Annotated in this window: 16 protein-coding genes; 7 read left to right on the top strand and 9 right to left on the bottom strand. The window is 60.8% G+C overall.

Annotated features, from left to right (window positions below; translation table 11 throughout):
* Positions 1-194: 194 nt before the first annotated feature.
* A complete protein-coding gene (locus tag ABD928_RS06125; RefSeq protein ID WP_345167103.1) occupies positions 195-1,556 on the bottom strand; it encodes an MBL fold metallo-hydrolase in 1,362 nt (453 codons plus the stop codon).
* A 258-nt stretch (positions 1,557-1,814) separates the two neighbouring features.
* Between ABD928_RS06125 and ABD928_RS06120 the strand changes: the two genes are divergently transcribed.
* On the top strand, positions 1,815-2,393 hold the full coding sequence (locus tag ABD928_RS06120) for a tyrosine-type recombinase/integrase (RefSeq protein WP_345167100.1): 579 nt from the start codon (positions 1,815-1,817) through the stop codon (positions 2,391-2,393).
* A gap of 151 nt (positions 2,394-2,544) precedes the next feature.
* Positions 2,545-3,771, top strand: a complete 1,227-nt coding sequence (locus tag ABD928_RS06115; RefSeq protein ID WP_345167097.1) for a DnaJ domain-containing protein — start codon at positions 2,545-2,547, stop codon at positions 3,769-3,771.
* A 110-nt stretch (positions 3,772-3,881) separates the two neighbouring features.
* Here the strand turns inward: ABD928_RS06115 and ABD928_RS06110 are convergent, their stop codons facing one another.
* The 7 genes from ABD928_RS06110 to ABD928_RS06080 form a co-directional block, all read right to left on the bottom strand.
* Positions 3,882-4,061: a helix-turn-helix domain-containing protein gene (locus ABD928_RS06110; protein ID WP_262984755.1), complete on the bottom strand. Its 180-nt coding sequence runs from the start codon at positions 4,059-4,061 to the stop codon at positions 3,882-3,884.
* A gap of 834 nt (positions 4,062-4,895) precedes the next feature.
* Positions 4,896-5,123 (bottom strand): hypothetical protein, encoded by a 228-nt coding sequence (locus tag ABD928_RS06105; protein ID WP_187713800.1) that lies wholly within the window; start codon positions 5,121-5,123, stop codon positions 4,896-4,898.
* A complete protein-coding gene (locus tag ABD928_RS06100) occupies positions 5,120-5,314 on the bottom strand; it encodes a hypothetical protein (RefSeq protein ID WP_345167094.1) in 195 nt (64 codons plus the stop codon). Before ABD928_RS06100 ends, ABD928_RS06105 begins: the two co-directional genes overlap by 4 nt.
* Positions 5,315-5,498: 184 nt before the next feature.
* Positions 5,499-5,798, bottom strand: a complete 300-nt coding sequence (locus ABD928_RS06095) for a hypothetical protein (RefSeq protein WP_345167091.1) — start codon at positions 5,796-5,798, stop codon at positions 5,499-5,501.
* A 14-nt stretch (positions 5,799-5,812) separates the two neighbouring features.
* The gene (locus ABD928_RS06090) at positions 5,813-6,013 is read right to left on the bottom strand and encodes a hypothetical protein (RefSeq protein ID WP_345167088.1); all 201 of its coding nucleotides are present in this window, start codon (positions 6,011-6,013) and stop codon (positions 5,813-5,815) included.
* Positions 6,010-6,300, bottom strand: coding sequence for a hypothetical protein (locus ABD928_RS06085; RefSeq protein ID WP_187713802.1), 291 nt, complete (start codon positions 6,298-6,300; stop codon positions 6,010-6,012). Before ABD928_RS06085 ends, ABD928_RS06090 begins: the two co-directional genes overlap by 4 nt.
* Positions 6,301-8,216: 1,916 nt before the next feature.
* Positions 8,217-8,435, bottom strand: coding sequence for a hypothetical protein (locus tag ABD928_RS06080; RefSeq protein ID WP_187713803.1), 219 nt, complete (start codon positions 8,433-8,435; stop codon positions 8,217-8,219).
* Between the two features lie 513 nt (positions 8,436-8,948).
* Between ABD928_RS06080 and ABD928_RS06075 the strand changes: the two genes are divergently transcribed.
* The 5 genes from ABD928_RS06075 (at position 8,949) to ABD928_RS06055 (ending at position 13,236) form a co-directional block, all read left to right on the top strand.
* Entirely contained in the window at positions 8,949-9,965 is a 1,017-nt protein-coding gene (locus ABD928_RS06075; protein ID WP_187713804.1) for a CorA family divalent cation transporter, read from the top strand.
* A 103-nt stretch (positions 9,966-10,068) separates the two neighbouring features.
* A complete protein-coding gene (locus tag ABD928_RS06070) occupies positions 10,069-10,674 on the top strand; it encodes a TMEM175 family protein (protein WP_187713805.1) in 606 nt (201 codons plus the stop codon).
* A 478-nt stretch (positions 10,675-11,152) separates the two neighbouring features.
* Entirely contained in the window at positions 11,153-12,130 is a 978-nt protein-coding gene (locus ABD928_RS06065) for a manganese catalase family protein (RefSeq protein ID WP_345167081.1), read from the top strand.
* A gap of 46 nt (positions 12,131-12,176) precedes the next feature.
* Entirely contained in the window at positions 12,177-12,410 is a 234-nt protein-coding gene (locus ABD928_RS06060; RefSeq protein WP_187713806.1) for a DUF2061 domain-containing protein, read from the top strand.
* A gap of 190 nt (positions 12,411-12,600) precedes the next feature.
* Complete coding sequence (locus tag ABD928_RS06055; RefSeq protein ID WP_345167077.1) at positions 12,601-13,236, top strand: hypothetical protein; 636 nt, start codon at positions 12,601-12,603, stop codon at positions 13,234-13,236.
* 293 nt (positions 13,237-13,529) lie between these two features.
* Here the strand turns inward: ABD928_RS06055 and ABD928_RS06050 are convergent, their stop codons facing one another.
* Complete coding sequence (locus ABD928_RS06050; RefSeq protein WP_187713807.1) at positions 13,530-13,913, bottom strand: response regulator; 384 nt, start codon at positions 13,911-13,913, stop codon at positions 13,530-13,532.
* Positions 13,914-13,934: the final 21 nt, after the last annotated feature.

Here is a 13,934-nt window from a genome sequence, read left to right as displayed (position 1 = left end):
TTGTCTATGTCACTTCATTCATAGCAACCTCATCATCCCCGGCATCCTTGGCAGGGACTGACACAGTCTACGGGCTCAATCCCCACTATTCGTTTTTTCAAACGTGTCGCGCTGCGCCAATTTTGTGGCGCGGCTTTCCACCGACCCGAAACAGGGTCGTTGCGCTATATGTTCAAAGTCAAATGTTTGGTCCGTCAATCCGCACTGCGGTTGTACTGAGCAGTCGGCTGGCCCGTCGTGGGCACGGTGACAATGACACTGTCGCAGCCGCCGGGGCTTTCATCATTGTCCGGGCCGATCTTGGTTTCATCCGCTTCGCACGCATCGTCATCGATGTCCGTTTGGAACAGGGACCCGCGGGCGCGAAGCGCGTCCTCCACCTCGGGATCGGGCAGGACCTTCTTGCTGTAAGGGTGCGGACCCGAGGAAATGACGTAGATCGACGCCCCCACTGCCTCCAGGAAGGGCTTCCGCGACGAGGTCAAACTGCCGTGATGGCCGACGATAAGAACGTTGGCCTTGAGCATGGCGGCGCAGCAGTCGAGCAGCTCCTTTTCGATCGTGCCGTTGGATGGCGGGGACGGCGGCATCACGCTTTGGCCAGCAGCGTTGATCACTGGCGTGAGGCGGCCACCACCCTCTGCGTCGCCCGCGAGCAAGACGCTGTTGTTGCCGTGATCCAGCCTGACCACCACGGTATTTTCATTGGGGTCGGGGTGGGGATCGGCGTTGCGATAGAGGATCGTCATCGTCGTGCCCGGGCCGATGGTGACGGGCTGGTCGGTCATTTTGGCCGCTTGCGGGATGCTCACGGTGCCGGAGCAGTTCTTGCCAGTGAACGCGACGGAGTGAATGCCGCCAGTGGCGAGGGCGTCATGATACTGAACGCCCTGCTCGGCTTCGACTTTCTTCAGGAACCGGCAGTAGCCACGCGTCCTGTTCACGGTTCCAGAGTCCCACACGTTTCGAACCACGAAGCGGTCGAATAGGTCCGGCATCAGCTCGAGGTGATCCTTGTGCGGATGGCTCAGCACCAGGTGGTCGATAGCGACCACGTCCGGTCTGACTGACTTGATGTAAGCCAGCACCCGGTTGTCGGGGCCATCCGCTAGGTCGTCCTGGCTGCCCGCGTCATACAGCATGGTGAAGCCGGGGCCTTCGATGAACGTTGCCAACCCTGTGCCGATGTCGATGACATGCACTTTCACTGGCCCGGTGGTGGCAGCCAATGCAGGGGGCGGCACGTCACCGGAAAGAATGGTCCAGGACTTGCTGACGTAGCCCGTGCGGCCGTCCGACAGCCGGACGTGATACCAGCCGGGAATTTCGTCGATCAGCTCGGCCGTGTCGCCTGGAAACAAGCCGGCGACTTTGTCATCGCTATCGGGAGCGGGGCGAACGACAACATTGCGCTTGACCCGCTCGCTCGGCGTCACCGACGGCGCCGCGAAAGCGGGGACGGCCAGCCCCATGGCCAAGAGGGCAGCGACGCACCCTCGCGAAGCGCGCGCGACACGCTGCACCATGCATTTCGTCCAAGCCCGAGTATTCGCCATCGCTGGCCCCCCTGTTTCCGAGCCCGCGCATATTAACCCAGGATCGTTGCTGCGTACACTGGCGCAAGCGGCGGCGGGGGCCGTCGTTCACCGCCTAAACCGTCCTTGAAGCTCGCAAGGGCCGTGAAGGTCTTCACGCGACAAAAAGCCGAGTTTTCCGCCAATATTTTGACCCGCAGCGCATTTTTTGCTATGATTTGACTGTCGCTTTTCATGGCTGCCGCTTGAGCGACGCGGCTTCACAACATGCGAGGATCTATGGTCACGCCAGCTAAGGTGCTGGCGCCCGTCGACGCGCGCCGCTTGACGGTGCGCGCTGGCAAGGGGCGTCAGGGAACGAGGGACAAGGTCATTGTGCTGCTGAGCTTTCGCGCCGGCATGCGCGCTTGCGAAATTGCCGGGCTCGACTGGCGCATGGTCATGACCCCGAGCGGCAGGATCAGCACGACGGTCGCCATCAGCGGTAGGATCGCCAAGAACGGGCGGGGGCGGCACGTACCAGTTCACCCTGAGCTGAAGCTGGCGCTCGAGGTACATCATGCTCACTGTGGCGGCCCGCGCTTTGGTCCCGTCGTCCAGTCGCGCCGCGGCAGCCACTTGAAGCCCCGCTCAATCGTCAACTGGTTTCGACAAGTGTATGACGAGCTGGGGCTGACGGGCTGCTCCTCCCATTCCGGCCGGCGCACGTTCATCACGGGGGCGGCGCGGGCAGTGCACAGGGCCGGGGGCAGCTTGCGCGACGTCCAGGAGCTGGCCGGCCACCGAGCGCTGACCACGACGGAGCGCTACATCGAGGGCGACCGTGACGCGCAGCACCGCCTGATCAAGCTGCTGTAGCTTTCTGCACTGCCCGAACGCCGAGGGCCTCCGCACGCCCATGTGGGGCCCTCGGCAGCGCAAAATGCGCAGCTACCAATGTGGTATATACTCAACATAAACGTCATTGCTGTGAGGGGCTGACTCGCGTCAGCCCCAGGAGAGGAACCCCATGCCCAACCATTACGAAGTCCTGGGGGTCGACCCCGCGTCCGAGCAGGAAGTGATCGAGGCAGCGTACAAGGCGCTCATTCGAAAATACCATCCTGACCGTGCCGGCGATAACCAGCGCATCCGGGACATCAACGCTGCTTATGCCGTGCTCAAAAGCCCGGTGAAGCGACGCGCGTATGACGCCAAGCTGAAACTGTTTCCGTCGCGGGAGTTGGCGCGCGCCGATGACGTGCCAGTCAGGCCGGCGCCAGGATCAAAGCCGCGCGCCGGGCAGCCAAAGGCAGCGCCGAGCGAGCCGCTCAAGACCTGCCCGGAATGCCACGCCGACGTACGCCGGAGTGCCAAGCGTTGCCGTCACTGCGGCTTCCAGTTCTGGAGCGGGATCCTCGGTACGCAGTCGAGGGACATTGGCTGCGCGTCGGTGGTCATTCTGCTGCTGGTCCTAATGCTGATGTATTGCAGTGGACCAGGCGCAACCGGTGACGCCGTGACCGACACGGGCAACCAGGCGGAAACCACGGGCGAAGCTTCGATCCCCGGCCCCTTCCAGGGCGTGTGGGGCCTCTCCCAGCAAGAGTGCGGCCGGGGGATTACGACGAAGACGGTGACCGCAAACGACATCGACGGCGGCAAGGTGGTCAAGGTCGAGGAACTGAGCGACCAGCAAATCAAGGTCGAATACGAGTTTACCGAGGGGCGGTTCGTGGAGACTTGGACATTGGGTGACGGCACCCTGGCAATCGACCGACCGGGCGAGGATTACACATTGGAGCGTTGTCCACAGGGACAGTTGTCGGGCACGGCGCAAGGGGCGGCGTCACCGCCCGGGCCACGGAATGCTGCGCTTGCCGCGGCGGGCCGGGACGCCCTCGACGCCGACTGGACTTTCGCCACGACGGTCAACGGTCCAGACGGAAATGTCGACCTGTATGTGAACTTGGCCGCGATGACCCGCAACGGCGCTGTCGCAACGACTTGGGTCAAGGGCGTGAACGCCGACACGGTCGAGCTCGGGGATCATGGTCGCGAGTTGCCCGGTCCGTTCACCTTGTTCAAATTCCAAATGGACTGCGACGCGCGCACGGTCGCGGTGCCTATGATTGGTAATTTCGCAGCCGACGGCCGCCTGCTCGCGGAGATCCCCATGAACGGCGGCGAGGAGCCGTTCAGCTCTGTCGGAGCCGCAGACGGCCTGGTGGCACTTTGTGCCAGTCGGGGCGAGTGACCGCGAGGATGATGGCCATTCCATACGTCACTGGGCCCGGCGGTCGAGGATGCTGAGGCCCTGACCCGCGGAGAGTCACGCAAAGCGCGGCGCAGCGCTAAAGCAAAAGACTAGCGGCGTAGCAATAACTCGACGGGATCGACGTCGAGCGCCCGGGCCAGCCGCTCAACCATGTCGATGCTGGCGCTGTAGCGTGAATGTTCCAGAGCGCTGACATAGGTCCGGTCGATGCCGCACGCGTCAGCCAGCGCTTCCTGGCTGAAGCACCGCTCCAGGCGAAGCCGCTTCAAGTTGTGCGCAAAACGGTCGCGGAGGCCCATCGGAGGGACCATCCGTCAGCATGGAGTATTTCACCACGGAGTATACTCGACGTAGTGAAAAGTGCGCATGGGTAGCGGCGAAAGGCACGGGGCCAGGAGACGCCCATCCCCTGGTATCAAAACTCATTGCTTGCTGTGTCGAGAGGAGAGTTGAAATGCCCCCGTGCCTGAGCCCCCATACAGGCTCATGATGGTAGACGCGCGGGGCGCGCGTTTCCGCGTCATTGCCGCTGAATGCCGTGAGCGCGGTGCTGACGCGGAGGGGGCTGAGGCGGCGCATGGCATTGGGTGCTTGGGGGCCATTGGCGCCATGCGCGCGCCTCGATCAACAGGGACGGCTGGGCGGCGAAATGCCGTAACGGCAGTGGCGTTTCGAAGCGGCGTTTGGCGCGCGGTGGGTGGCGCGCGGCGAGCGCGGCGCGGCAGTAAAAGTACGAAAGTGTGAAAAGTGACTTTGGGCTGGCGCGCGGGAATTTCGAGGAGCGTTGTCGCGGTGGCCATGCTTTGGGGGGCCACTGAAGCCCGACGGGCGGGTGCGGTTGTGCCCGTTGATGGGTCTCCACTCTTTGCGGCGGGGGCGGCCACAGGAGGGTGGCCACGGCGGTGGTCAGCGTCCCGCCGGGACCCGTCTTCAGCCAGCGAAGTAGCGGTGCGATCGAGCTTGCCGGGGATCGTGAATGACGGGCAAAGTCCGTCACTCGGCCGAGCTGGTTCTCCAGGAACCGCCCGCCGGTTCGCAGGAAGTCTGCCCGTTATTCATCCCTTGAGGACACTAGCGACTACGGCAGTTCAGCCCGCCCGCGATCAAGGCCGCGGGACGTAGCCCCATCCTGGCCCATGCTGCTCAGGGGCGCCTTTCGTCAGCTTCGCGCCCAACTGACGCCGGATTTGCGAGGCGCCATAGACGCTCATGCAGACGAGCCGAGTGCCGCCGCTTGCGGCTGGGCCGATGCACGAGATCCCGATCTGTTCAGCTTTGCAGTGAGCGATGATTGCCTTCTCACTCATGTCCAGGAAGACGGCGCGGCTCACCGGTTTTCCGCTCTCTTTGCGGCGGCAATCGCATCTTCTGGATTGCCGTACCGGTAGCCACCCCATTCGTAGACGGGCCTGGGGACCATGACGATGCCGTATCGCTTGAGTTGCTCCGCGGTCGTCGAGGCCGCCCCCGCTTTCGCAGTGTTCGGCTCTCGGCCCTGTTTATTTTTTTCTGGTTCCGGCACTCTTGGCTCCCTCTGGTCAGCGGGAGCTTGGTGTCTCTCTGTCGCCGAAAAGCTGGAAAACGTGCCCGGCGATAACCGGCCTTAGCAGACCTTCCCGGCCAGCACTATGGCTAGACGGATTGACAGTAACCCAGCACCGTTGAGCCGGGCTGCCCGATCGTCCCTGCCGGATTTTCCGGCTGCCTCAACCCTGGTGGTCGTAAGTCGTGTCTCGCTCGGGCGGCCGTGGGGTATTGCGCCTGACGAATGCCTCCGCTTCCGCCATCGTTGCGAACAGGTGCTCGGACGGTTCACCGTCGCCATGCGACATGATGGCCTTGAACTGCGCACGACCATCCTGAACGGCGACGATCCGGCCCGATGTGCAACTCATGTGCCCACCCTCATTGAGCTCGCGTTGTTTTCCCCGCTTGATTTCGGCTTCCTCCGCAGAGGAACGAAAGGCGGTGAACCCGCGCGACTTTTGCTTGGCTCGATCAGCCATGGCTCCTTCCCCGCTCATGCGCTCTGAATGAGCCAAACGGCGCCCGCCAGCATCGAGACGATCCCCGTGAACGCAGCGGTGCCGGCGAGGACCTTCGCCCCCTGGCGCGTGTTCAACCGGTCGCCTCGACGCGCATACAGACCCCCACCGATGATCAGCAAGCCGGCCACCAAAGCGCTCAAGCCAATCGCCTGGTCGGGGCCGAAATGGCTCATTTCAAAGTGCCCCGCTCAGCATCTAGGAGCAGGCGCTGGGCTAACCGGAGCCCATCGTCACTTTGAAGTGCGAGCGTCAGTGGTCGGCCACCGATTTTGTCGTTCGCGGTATTCAGGAAGGCAATGACGGCCCCTTTGGAGGAAAGGCTTTGCCAGGCGCTCCGGATCAGTTCATTTTGCCGTCCCGACTGGATCGGGGTGAAGCGAACGCCCTGTGCGGATTTGCGAAAAACCTGCGTTATCTTTGCCGGCAGCTTGCCGTCATTCGCTGCGTTTTTTTCAGCCATTGCGTATCCCCATCTCGTGTAAGCGGGAGCGCAAGCGAGCTCTCAGTCGTCGGCGCTTACGAGTGCAATGCCGGCGATCATTGCGATATGGGGTTTCGTCGGCGGATTACGAGGGTGCGCCAGACTTCCCCGGCACGTGTACCGGCAATCCGCCGCTCTCGAGTTCAGCCGAATTCCTTAATCGCTGCGGATCCGTGTCGATCGCTCCAAGATTGACGTTGGCTTCCTAGCCCTGTCCGCCCTCTTCGCGGTGATCGGGAGCGCGAGATGTTTTTCGCATGGCTTTCGCGAGTTGCTTGCCTTTCTCACCAGTGTCGGATGCCACTTTCAAACGCAGCGCTTCCCTTTGCTGCCTTATGACTCGCGCCCGGTGAGCATAGGTCCTGGGGCTCAATCCCTTATTCGCGGAATCGCTTTGCAGGTTCCGGACAAGCAAGCCCACGCTCGCGTCGCTTGGCTCGTCGATGATGTGGAATGCGTGTTCCAAATAGCGAACTCCTTCATGAGCGGGAGTTGCTATCTCTCATGCGCAAAAAGCTCGGGCAGGACATTGCGCTGCGTCCGACATGGCGACTGGGGTTGTAAACGGCAAGGGCGGGAACCTGGGGCTCCGGTGGCGCCTACTCTTTCGGCCCCAAGCCGCCGCTCGCCTTTAGAGAGGGCGCAGATGCGTTGGATTTCTTGGGTGAGTTAGCCTTGGGCTTTCGCACTTCCTTGTTAGACCGCCTTTGTCCCTTCGCCACGTCGACTTCTCCTTATATCGAGTTACCCCCACAGCGCTTGAGAGACCTGATGTTTCCAGTCCTGAACTGGACCAGCTCCAACGCGGGACCGTGGAGCCTCGCATTCGGACGACTTGATCCCATCCCTCGATGGTTCGGGCCGGTTGCCTGCCTGCAAAGGAAGCCATTGGTAAACAGCACGCTACTGGACATGCCCCGTTCATCAGCACGCGGTACCAGGGATGCATCACCTGAGGTTCGCACCGAGCGCTCCGTGACTGAGAGACCCTATTGTGCTCTCCGCTCGCAAAAGGGGTGATTTATGGACAAGACGTATTGGCTGGGCCGCAAGAGGGCGTCGCTAACGGCAGCGCGGGCCGCGACCTGTTCCGAGGCCCGACTGATCCATTACGAGTTGGCAGGTCGTTACAGCCTCAATGCGATTACGATCGCGAATGATCTGGAATCCTTGGCACCATTCGGTGCCGACCCACAAACCGAGAGGCGGGCTTAGCGATGGCATCGATCAGAATGCATCGTGATCTGCGTCGAGCGATCCGAAGCTCCGAATTGTCCGGCCCTTTTAAGTGGCGTTTCTGCTCGGAGACGGACGTGGCCGTCAGCGTTGAGACTGAGGCAGATGCCGCGAAGGTCATCGCGATGACCCTCGGATCTTGGAACGGTCGCACAGTCCGGCCCCATCAGATCGAGGAGTTGCCCAAGCCTCAAACTGAGCCGCTGGGTAACCAGGCCCAATGACCGGGCCGTCACCCTCGACCCGGGTCGAGCAATTCCATGACGCGGACACCCGCGTACTCGACATTTTTCGCCTGAATCCGCGGCATCGGCATCCCGCCACGCTCGTACGAAGCGATGGATCTGAGGCCCCGGTGCTGCTGACGGAATACACCAAGCGAGGTTTTCGCTTGACGCTCAGTTTCAGGCCAGAGCTCGGCGAGAACATACAAATCCGTCTGACTGGCCAGCGGGGTCTCCCTGGAAAAATCCGCTGGGCGCACGGCTCAGAAGCTGGTGGGTCCTTCTGATCCTGGGCCGGAGGCGTCCTCACTCTACTGTGCCGACCATTTTTTGATGGCTGCAACGTCTTCAACCAGTCGTCGCGGCAGGCTGGAGTGATTCAGCGGTCGGGCAGCCGTTCAGTCGCTGACGTGGATGATGTTCTTGGTTGCAGCGTCAAGGGTGACGTGTGAGATCAGTGAGAAACTCGCAGGTGTCCTTGATCTCCTGTCGCAGATCAGTTCGCTCCTCGGACGAGAGAAGGACGCCGCGCTCATTCCATGCGGTGACGATCTGATCGCTAAGCAGGCGCAAGGCCTTGCGGATGCGCTCCGCTTCAGACCCGTGGATGCTGAAGACGTTGTCGGTGGGTTGGTCGTTTGGAGTCCCGGACATAGTTAGCCCCTGATTGCAAGCGGGAGCCTACCAGTTACTCTCGGTCGGCGCGGTGCTTGGATATCCAATCGCGCCGATGTGAGCCTTGTAGCACGATCCGGAATGTTTCCGAGTCTGCTAGCAGACATATCGATTCTTTCTGAAGCGGCTGGCGTCCCGGCGACCGCTGTCTTCGAGAGGCCGACATCTCACCGCCTCCCGCACCACGGCGATCGCCTCGGGTGTTAGATTGCGTCGAAGGTCACGGGTTTGCGGTTCGTTGGCGTGAAAGCGGCGATGGGACCGACGGCGGCGAACCGGCTCATTTGGCCGCGATGCGCCGTGGCTGTCTTTAAGGAGCGATGGCAACTTTCCAGCGATACTTGCCGCGCAGTTGGCGACCCAAGCTGCGATCAGCATCGGCATTCGAAACCCCGTGTCTTCCTGCGCGTCAGTGAGAACGCGGACGCCGTTATGGCACAGACTCGACATCGGATCGTTGGCTTCAGCTTGTAACGGCGAGAAAGGACGCGCTTGGCTGTCCAAGCCTATCTTTACGATGCCGATGGCCGTGACCGCGAAGTAGCGCTGAAGGACGTCGCCCTCGACGATCTCGGGCCGGAAGACCTGCTTTGGATCGACGTTCAACAGCGCGATTCCGGAACTCTCGAAGAGGTTCGGTCTTTCCTTGGACTGCATCCGGAAGTGTGGGGTTCAGCCGACTCCGGGCGATCTCAGCTGGAGAACTATCGAGATTACGTCCGCTTTTCGGTCACCACCGCTCCCAGCCCGGAAAGCCGGAGTGACTCCGCCGAAAGAGTCATTCCGCCGGACGGCGGATCGGAAAATGGGGTGTCGGGCAGCGTTTGTCTGGACTTCGTGGTCGCCGAACGCTGGCTCGTCACAGTCCACGACCGCGATGTCCCGTGCCTGCGACAATTCCGAGAGCAGGACAAAGCTGACACGTTAACGGGTCTCCTATCTGGTCAGGCGTTGGCAGCGTCACTCCTCGACTGGCACCTTGGCGAGTATTTCCAGGAGGTGTCCCGGATCGAGGAGGCGGTTGATCGGCTCGATGAGCGGGTGCTGCGCGAAACCACGTCACGTTCATTGTTGGGCCGAATGGTGGCGCTCCGTCGCCGAGTGTCCAAGCTGAGAGGTTTGCTCGTCGCGCAACGCGAGGTGTTCTACGGCCTGTCCCGACCGGACTTTGCGCTTGTCACAGAGTCGGGCGCGGCCCCATTCTACGAGAGCTTGGTGGGCCGTTTCGAAAGGGCGGTCGATGAAATTGAGCGCACCCGCGACGTGGTGGTCGGCAGCTTTGAACTCTTTACATCACGCACCGGCCAACAAACCAATGATCTCGTGAAGGTACTGACCTTCCTGACTGCCATTGTCGGGTTTTGCGCGGCGATCGCGGGCCTGATGGGAATGAACTTCAAACTGGCGTTCTTTGACACAGGCTTAGCCGGTTTTTCTGTCGTCACCGGCGGCCTCGTCTTCATAGCGCTCGTCTCGGTGATCTACGCCCGTCATCGAGACTGGATATGACGCTGCACGCGCCGGCCCTGCCTTCGTGGTAGAAAAAAGTTACAACGACCCCGTTCGAACTAACGAGCGACCGGGTGATGGGGCAGCTCGGAGTACCGCGCGGATGGAGGCATTTGCAGACGCGGTGTTCGCCATCGCCTTCACTCTCCCCCTCGTGGAAATTGTCTTGCCACATGGGGGGCCGGGGTTCGGCGAGCGTCTAATCGGGCTTTGGCCAGCATATCTTGGCTACGCCTTGGCTTCCCTCGTTATCGGCATTTACTGGGTGCACCACCATTTTTCCGGCGCGATTTACCGAACGACCGGGCACTACTTCAATTTGGCGACCGTCCTGTTCCTGGCCTCAATCGGTTTCATCGCATTCCCTTCACGTGCCTTTGCGGAGAACATCGCTGACCCGGCAAGTCGGGGCACAGGTGCCCTTTTCTTTGCGATCGGGTTGTTCGTGACGTCTCTCGCCTGGCTCATCAAATGGACGGTGGGGAGGAGAAGCGGCCACGTGGATGGCCGTTTAGAAGAGGCGTACGTTGCCAGCCTTGATCGGAGATACCGCATCTCGACAGTGGCAACGGGCGTAGGTGCGGCCTTAGCAATCCTCGAATGGCGAGCCGGTCTCGCCGTGGCACTCATTGTATCGTTCGGGTTCCTCCGAGCTCCCAGGACGCCGACCTATCGCTCTGTTGCACCCGTGATCGAGGGGGAGGCCTGAAGCCCCGCCGCGAGCGCTGGCCCCGTGCGTGACCGGTCGGTGTAACCCATGCAACTCGACGGAACGGCAACAGAAGCGATTGGTTCAGTCAATACGGGGACCAGGAGCAGGCTGAGCCCGCCGCTCCCAGAAGATGGATCGGAAGACGATGTTTCGGCGAGGCCAACAAACGAACGAGACGACAACCGAAGCGCGCGGCTCGGTTAATGTCAAAGGCATGACCACCGTTTTGGCGGCGGCATAGTGCTGGCGGCCGTCGCATTCATATTGATTATCGCGTTGACGTGAGCGCTCGGCCTTACGACATTCGAAGGGCGATCAACGAGCTTCCTGGCTCTCGTCGGCGATCTCTAGCAATTGCATAGCCCATCGTGCGCCCCGCTTCTCGATCCGTGGACAACCCGACCGGGGTGCCGATCTTCGAGGGCGATTTATTCATTTAACTCAGGAACTTACACACGGAGCTGCTGGTTGGGAGGTGGCCCAGCTCGGGCGTGGAGTTTCACTCATGTTCATGCACAACAAGCGCCTTCAATATACCGTCAGGGTTGCCGAACCCAATCCTGCACTCGCCTCTCTTCTACTTGAACAGTTCGGGGGCCCCGACGGTGAGCTCGCTGCGGCGATGCGATATTTCACGCAGGGTCTCGGCGAGCTTGATCCTGGCCGTAAGGACTTATTGCTCGACATCGCGACCGAGGAGCTCAGTCATCTTGAGGTGATCGGCTCGATTGTCGCGATGCTAAACAAGGGCGTGAAGGCAGAACTTTCGGAAGCCGCAATGGAGGAAGCTGATCTTTACCTCTCGATCAACGCTGGTGGTAACAGCCATACCCAGTCCATTCTCTATGGCGGCGGACCAGCGTTAACTAACTCGTCGGGTGTTCCATGGACGGCCGCCTACGTCGACACGAAGGGCGATCCGACCTGCGACCTTCGCTCGAACATTGCGGCCGAGAGCCGTGCGAAAGTCGTCTACGAACGACTGATCAATATTACGGATGACCCGGGGATTAAGGAAGCGCTTGGGTTCCTCATGACGCGCGAGATTGCCCACCAAAAGTCCTTTGAGAAAGCACTTTACGCGATCGAGGACAATTTCCCATCCGGCAAGCTCCCTGGAATTGAGCGGTATGCCAACATTTACGTCAATACGTCTCAAGGAGATGGTGACATGGAGGGCTCGTGGAACACGGGCGAACAGTGGGACCGCATTGACGATCTCGAAAAGACCATGCCGATGGACAACGGCGATGGTTCCGCAACGGTGAACCTCGACACCGCAATGACTTCGGCGGTTGAAAAACTGTCCATTCGCACTGCTTCCGATCCGTCCACCGACTTCACTACGGGCGCGGATCTGGGGGCCGGCCCCGGGGCAGGCTTGATCACAGACGATGACAAGGGTGGCGCAAAGGATATCAACAACGCGGTCGAGCTGGCGGGGGTGCTTTAGTCACCTCACGAGAATCGGCTTTGAAAGGGACACGATGCCGCCTGTAATGAGTAGGCACGCTGATTTATCCAAGACGATCACATACCTCGCGATCCACCTAACGATTGGATTCAGCGTCGCGTATTTGTTCACAGGATCAATTGCGGTTGCTGGCGGCATCGCCCTAGTCGAACCCATGATCAATGCTGTCGCATTCTTTTTCCACGAGAGGATTTGGAGAGGCGCTCTCTGCCGCGACGTTTCACGAAAATCGCCAAGGGGGTCTCTTCCTTGTCACTAGAACTGGGGCGACACCTGTCGCCTTTTACTGTCCTGAGTCAGGTTCCGCCGTGAGTTGGCGATATTCTGCCTGTATTCCGTGCCCGAAGTTAAGGTGGAGTGCGTTGTTTTAGGTTCATGCGTCTTTCTTTGTACACCTTCGTTGTACTTCTGAACTTGCCAGCGATTTCTGCGCGAGATGAGGAAGTCAAATGACCATTTTAAGAAGCGTCCTGCTTGCTGCTGCTGTGATCAGCCTTGCCGGTCCCGCCGCGGCGCAATACCAGGGCCAGGTTCCAGAACCCGCCCCCGGTCAGCCCGGATATGGCTACTATCCGCAGCAGGCCCACCCGCAGCAGCCGGTCTACGGTCAGCCAGGTTACGGCCAGCCAGGTTACGGGCAGCCAGGTTACGGTCAGCCGGGTTACGGTTACAACCAGCAGGGTGATATCGGTTCGGTCATCGGCCAGCTTTTGGGCAACCGCTACAATGTGCCGGACCGCACCGCGATCCAGCAGTGTGCGAGCGCGGCCATGGCCCAGGCGTCGAGCCGGTATCGCCAGCAGCCCAATGGCAACGCCTACGGCTACAACGCCAATCGCGGCTATAACCAAGGCTACGGCATGAATATGCGCGTCACTGCCATCACCAACGTGGAACGCCGCCCGAATGGCTTGCGCGTGTCCGGCCTGCTCGACAGTCGCAACGGCTATCGTCCCAACGACCGGGCGTATGGCCAGAACCCGGGCTATGCGACGAACGGCGACCTAAGCTTCCGCTGCAACGTCGACTATCGCGGCGCTGTCACCAACATCCGGATCAGTCGCGCCAACGCCTATCGCGGGTGAGGAAGATCGATCCGTTCGACGACCCGGTCTCGAATTGAGGCCGGGTCGCGTGACGCGAACGGATACCGCAGGGGTCGAAGGCAAGCTCGGTAGCGGCGGCAAAATGAAGTCGCGATCACGTTGAGACTTGTTGAGTTGGGTGGACAATTTCCCCGCCGGGCCGGACGCGGTTTCAGGGACTGGTCGACTGCAAAAAAAGGTCGCGACGGTCTGTCAGCGAACTACTTTTCGATGCTGCTTGCCCGCGTCTTGATAGAATAGAGCTGGGTCATTTCTGCCTGCGCTCCAGTCCGTCACGGAAGTGAAGCTGCGTCGAGCTTTCCCGTGACGAGATCGACCATGACTTCAGTTCCGTAAGGTTTTGGCAAGAACGTGCCATGATCGGGCAAGTCCGCATCGGCGATTCTCACTGCGCCGGACGTCACGACCAACTTTACGTCCGGGCGGATCACACTCACTTGGTTTGCCAAACCAAGACCATTCATCGCGCCAGGCATGTTCACATCCGTAAAGACGACGCTGATCCCCGGATGTCTATGAAGGACATCCAGCGCCTCTTCGGCGTCACGGGCCTCCCACGTCCTGATGCCTCGGTCAGTAAGGGCGCCGGCCGCGACCATTCGAACGAGCGGCTCGTCCTCAACAACAAGGACTTCTTTTGGAAGGGTGTTGCTCATTTTTGATAAGCGATCTCACTT

This window comes from Sphingomonas daechungensis (genome assembly GCF_039543105.1).
In the GTDB taxonomy this organism is placed as follows: Bacteria; Pseudomonadota; Alphaproteobacteria; order Sphingomonadales; family Sphingomonadaceae; genus Sphingomicrobium; species Sphingomicrobium daechungense.
The sequence above is the reverse complement of the archived record's forward strand: the minus strand, read 5'-3'. Positions and strand labels throughout refer to the sequence as shown.

What these genes read in the sequence shown, in the direction of transcription:
- ABD928_RS06120 (WP_345167100.1), top strand. Translation starts at nt 1,815, where the DNA reads ATGGTCACGCCAGCTAAGGTGCTGGCGCCCGTCGACGCGCGCCGCTTG.
- ABD928_RS06090 (WP_345167088.1), bottom strand. Translation starts at nt 6,013, where the DNA reads ATGAGCCATTTCGGCCCCGACCAGGCGATTGGCTTGAGCGCTTTGGTG.
- ABD928_RS06115 (WP_345167097.1), top strand. Translation starts at nt 2,545, where the DNA reads ATGCCCAACCATTACGAAGTCCTGGGGGTCGACCCCGCGTCCGAGCAG.
- ABD928_RS06095 (WP_345167091.1), bottom strand. Translation starts at nt 5,798, where the DNA reads ATGGCTGATCGAGCCAAGCAAAAGTCGCGCGGGTTCACCGCCTTTCGT.
- ABD928_RS06055 (WP_345167077.1), top strand. Translation starts at nt 12,601, where the DNA reads ATGACCATTTTAAGAAGCGTCCTGCTTGCTGCTGCTGTGATCAGCCTT.
- ABD928_RS06070 (WP_187713805.1), top strand. Translation starts at nt 10,069, where the DNA reads ATGGAGGCATTTGCAGACGCGGTGTTCGCCATCGCCTTCACTCTCCCC.
- ABD928_RS06125 (WP_345167103.1), bottom strand. Translation starts at nt 1,556, where the DNA reads ATGGCGAATACTCGGGCTTGGACGAAATGCATGGTGCAGCGTGTCGCG.
- ABD928_RS06050 (WP_187713807.1), bottom strand. Translation starts at nt 13,913, where the DNA reads ATGAGCAACACCCTTCCAAAAGAAGTCCTTGTTGTTGAGGACGAGCCG.
- ABD928_RS06080 (WP_187713803.1), bottom strand. Translation starts at nt 8,435, where the DNA reads ATGTCCGGGACTCCAAACGACCAACCCACCGACAACGTCTTCAGCATC.
- ABD928_RS06085 (WP_187713802.1), bottom strand. Translation starts at nt 6,300, where the DNA reads ATGGCTGAAAAAAACGCAGCGAATGACGGCAAGCTGCCGGCAAAGATA.
- ABD928_RS06060 (WP_187713806.1), top strand. Translation starts at nt 12,177, where the DNA reads ATGAGTAGGCACGCTGATTTATCCAAGACGATCACATACCTCGCGATC.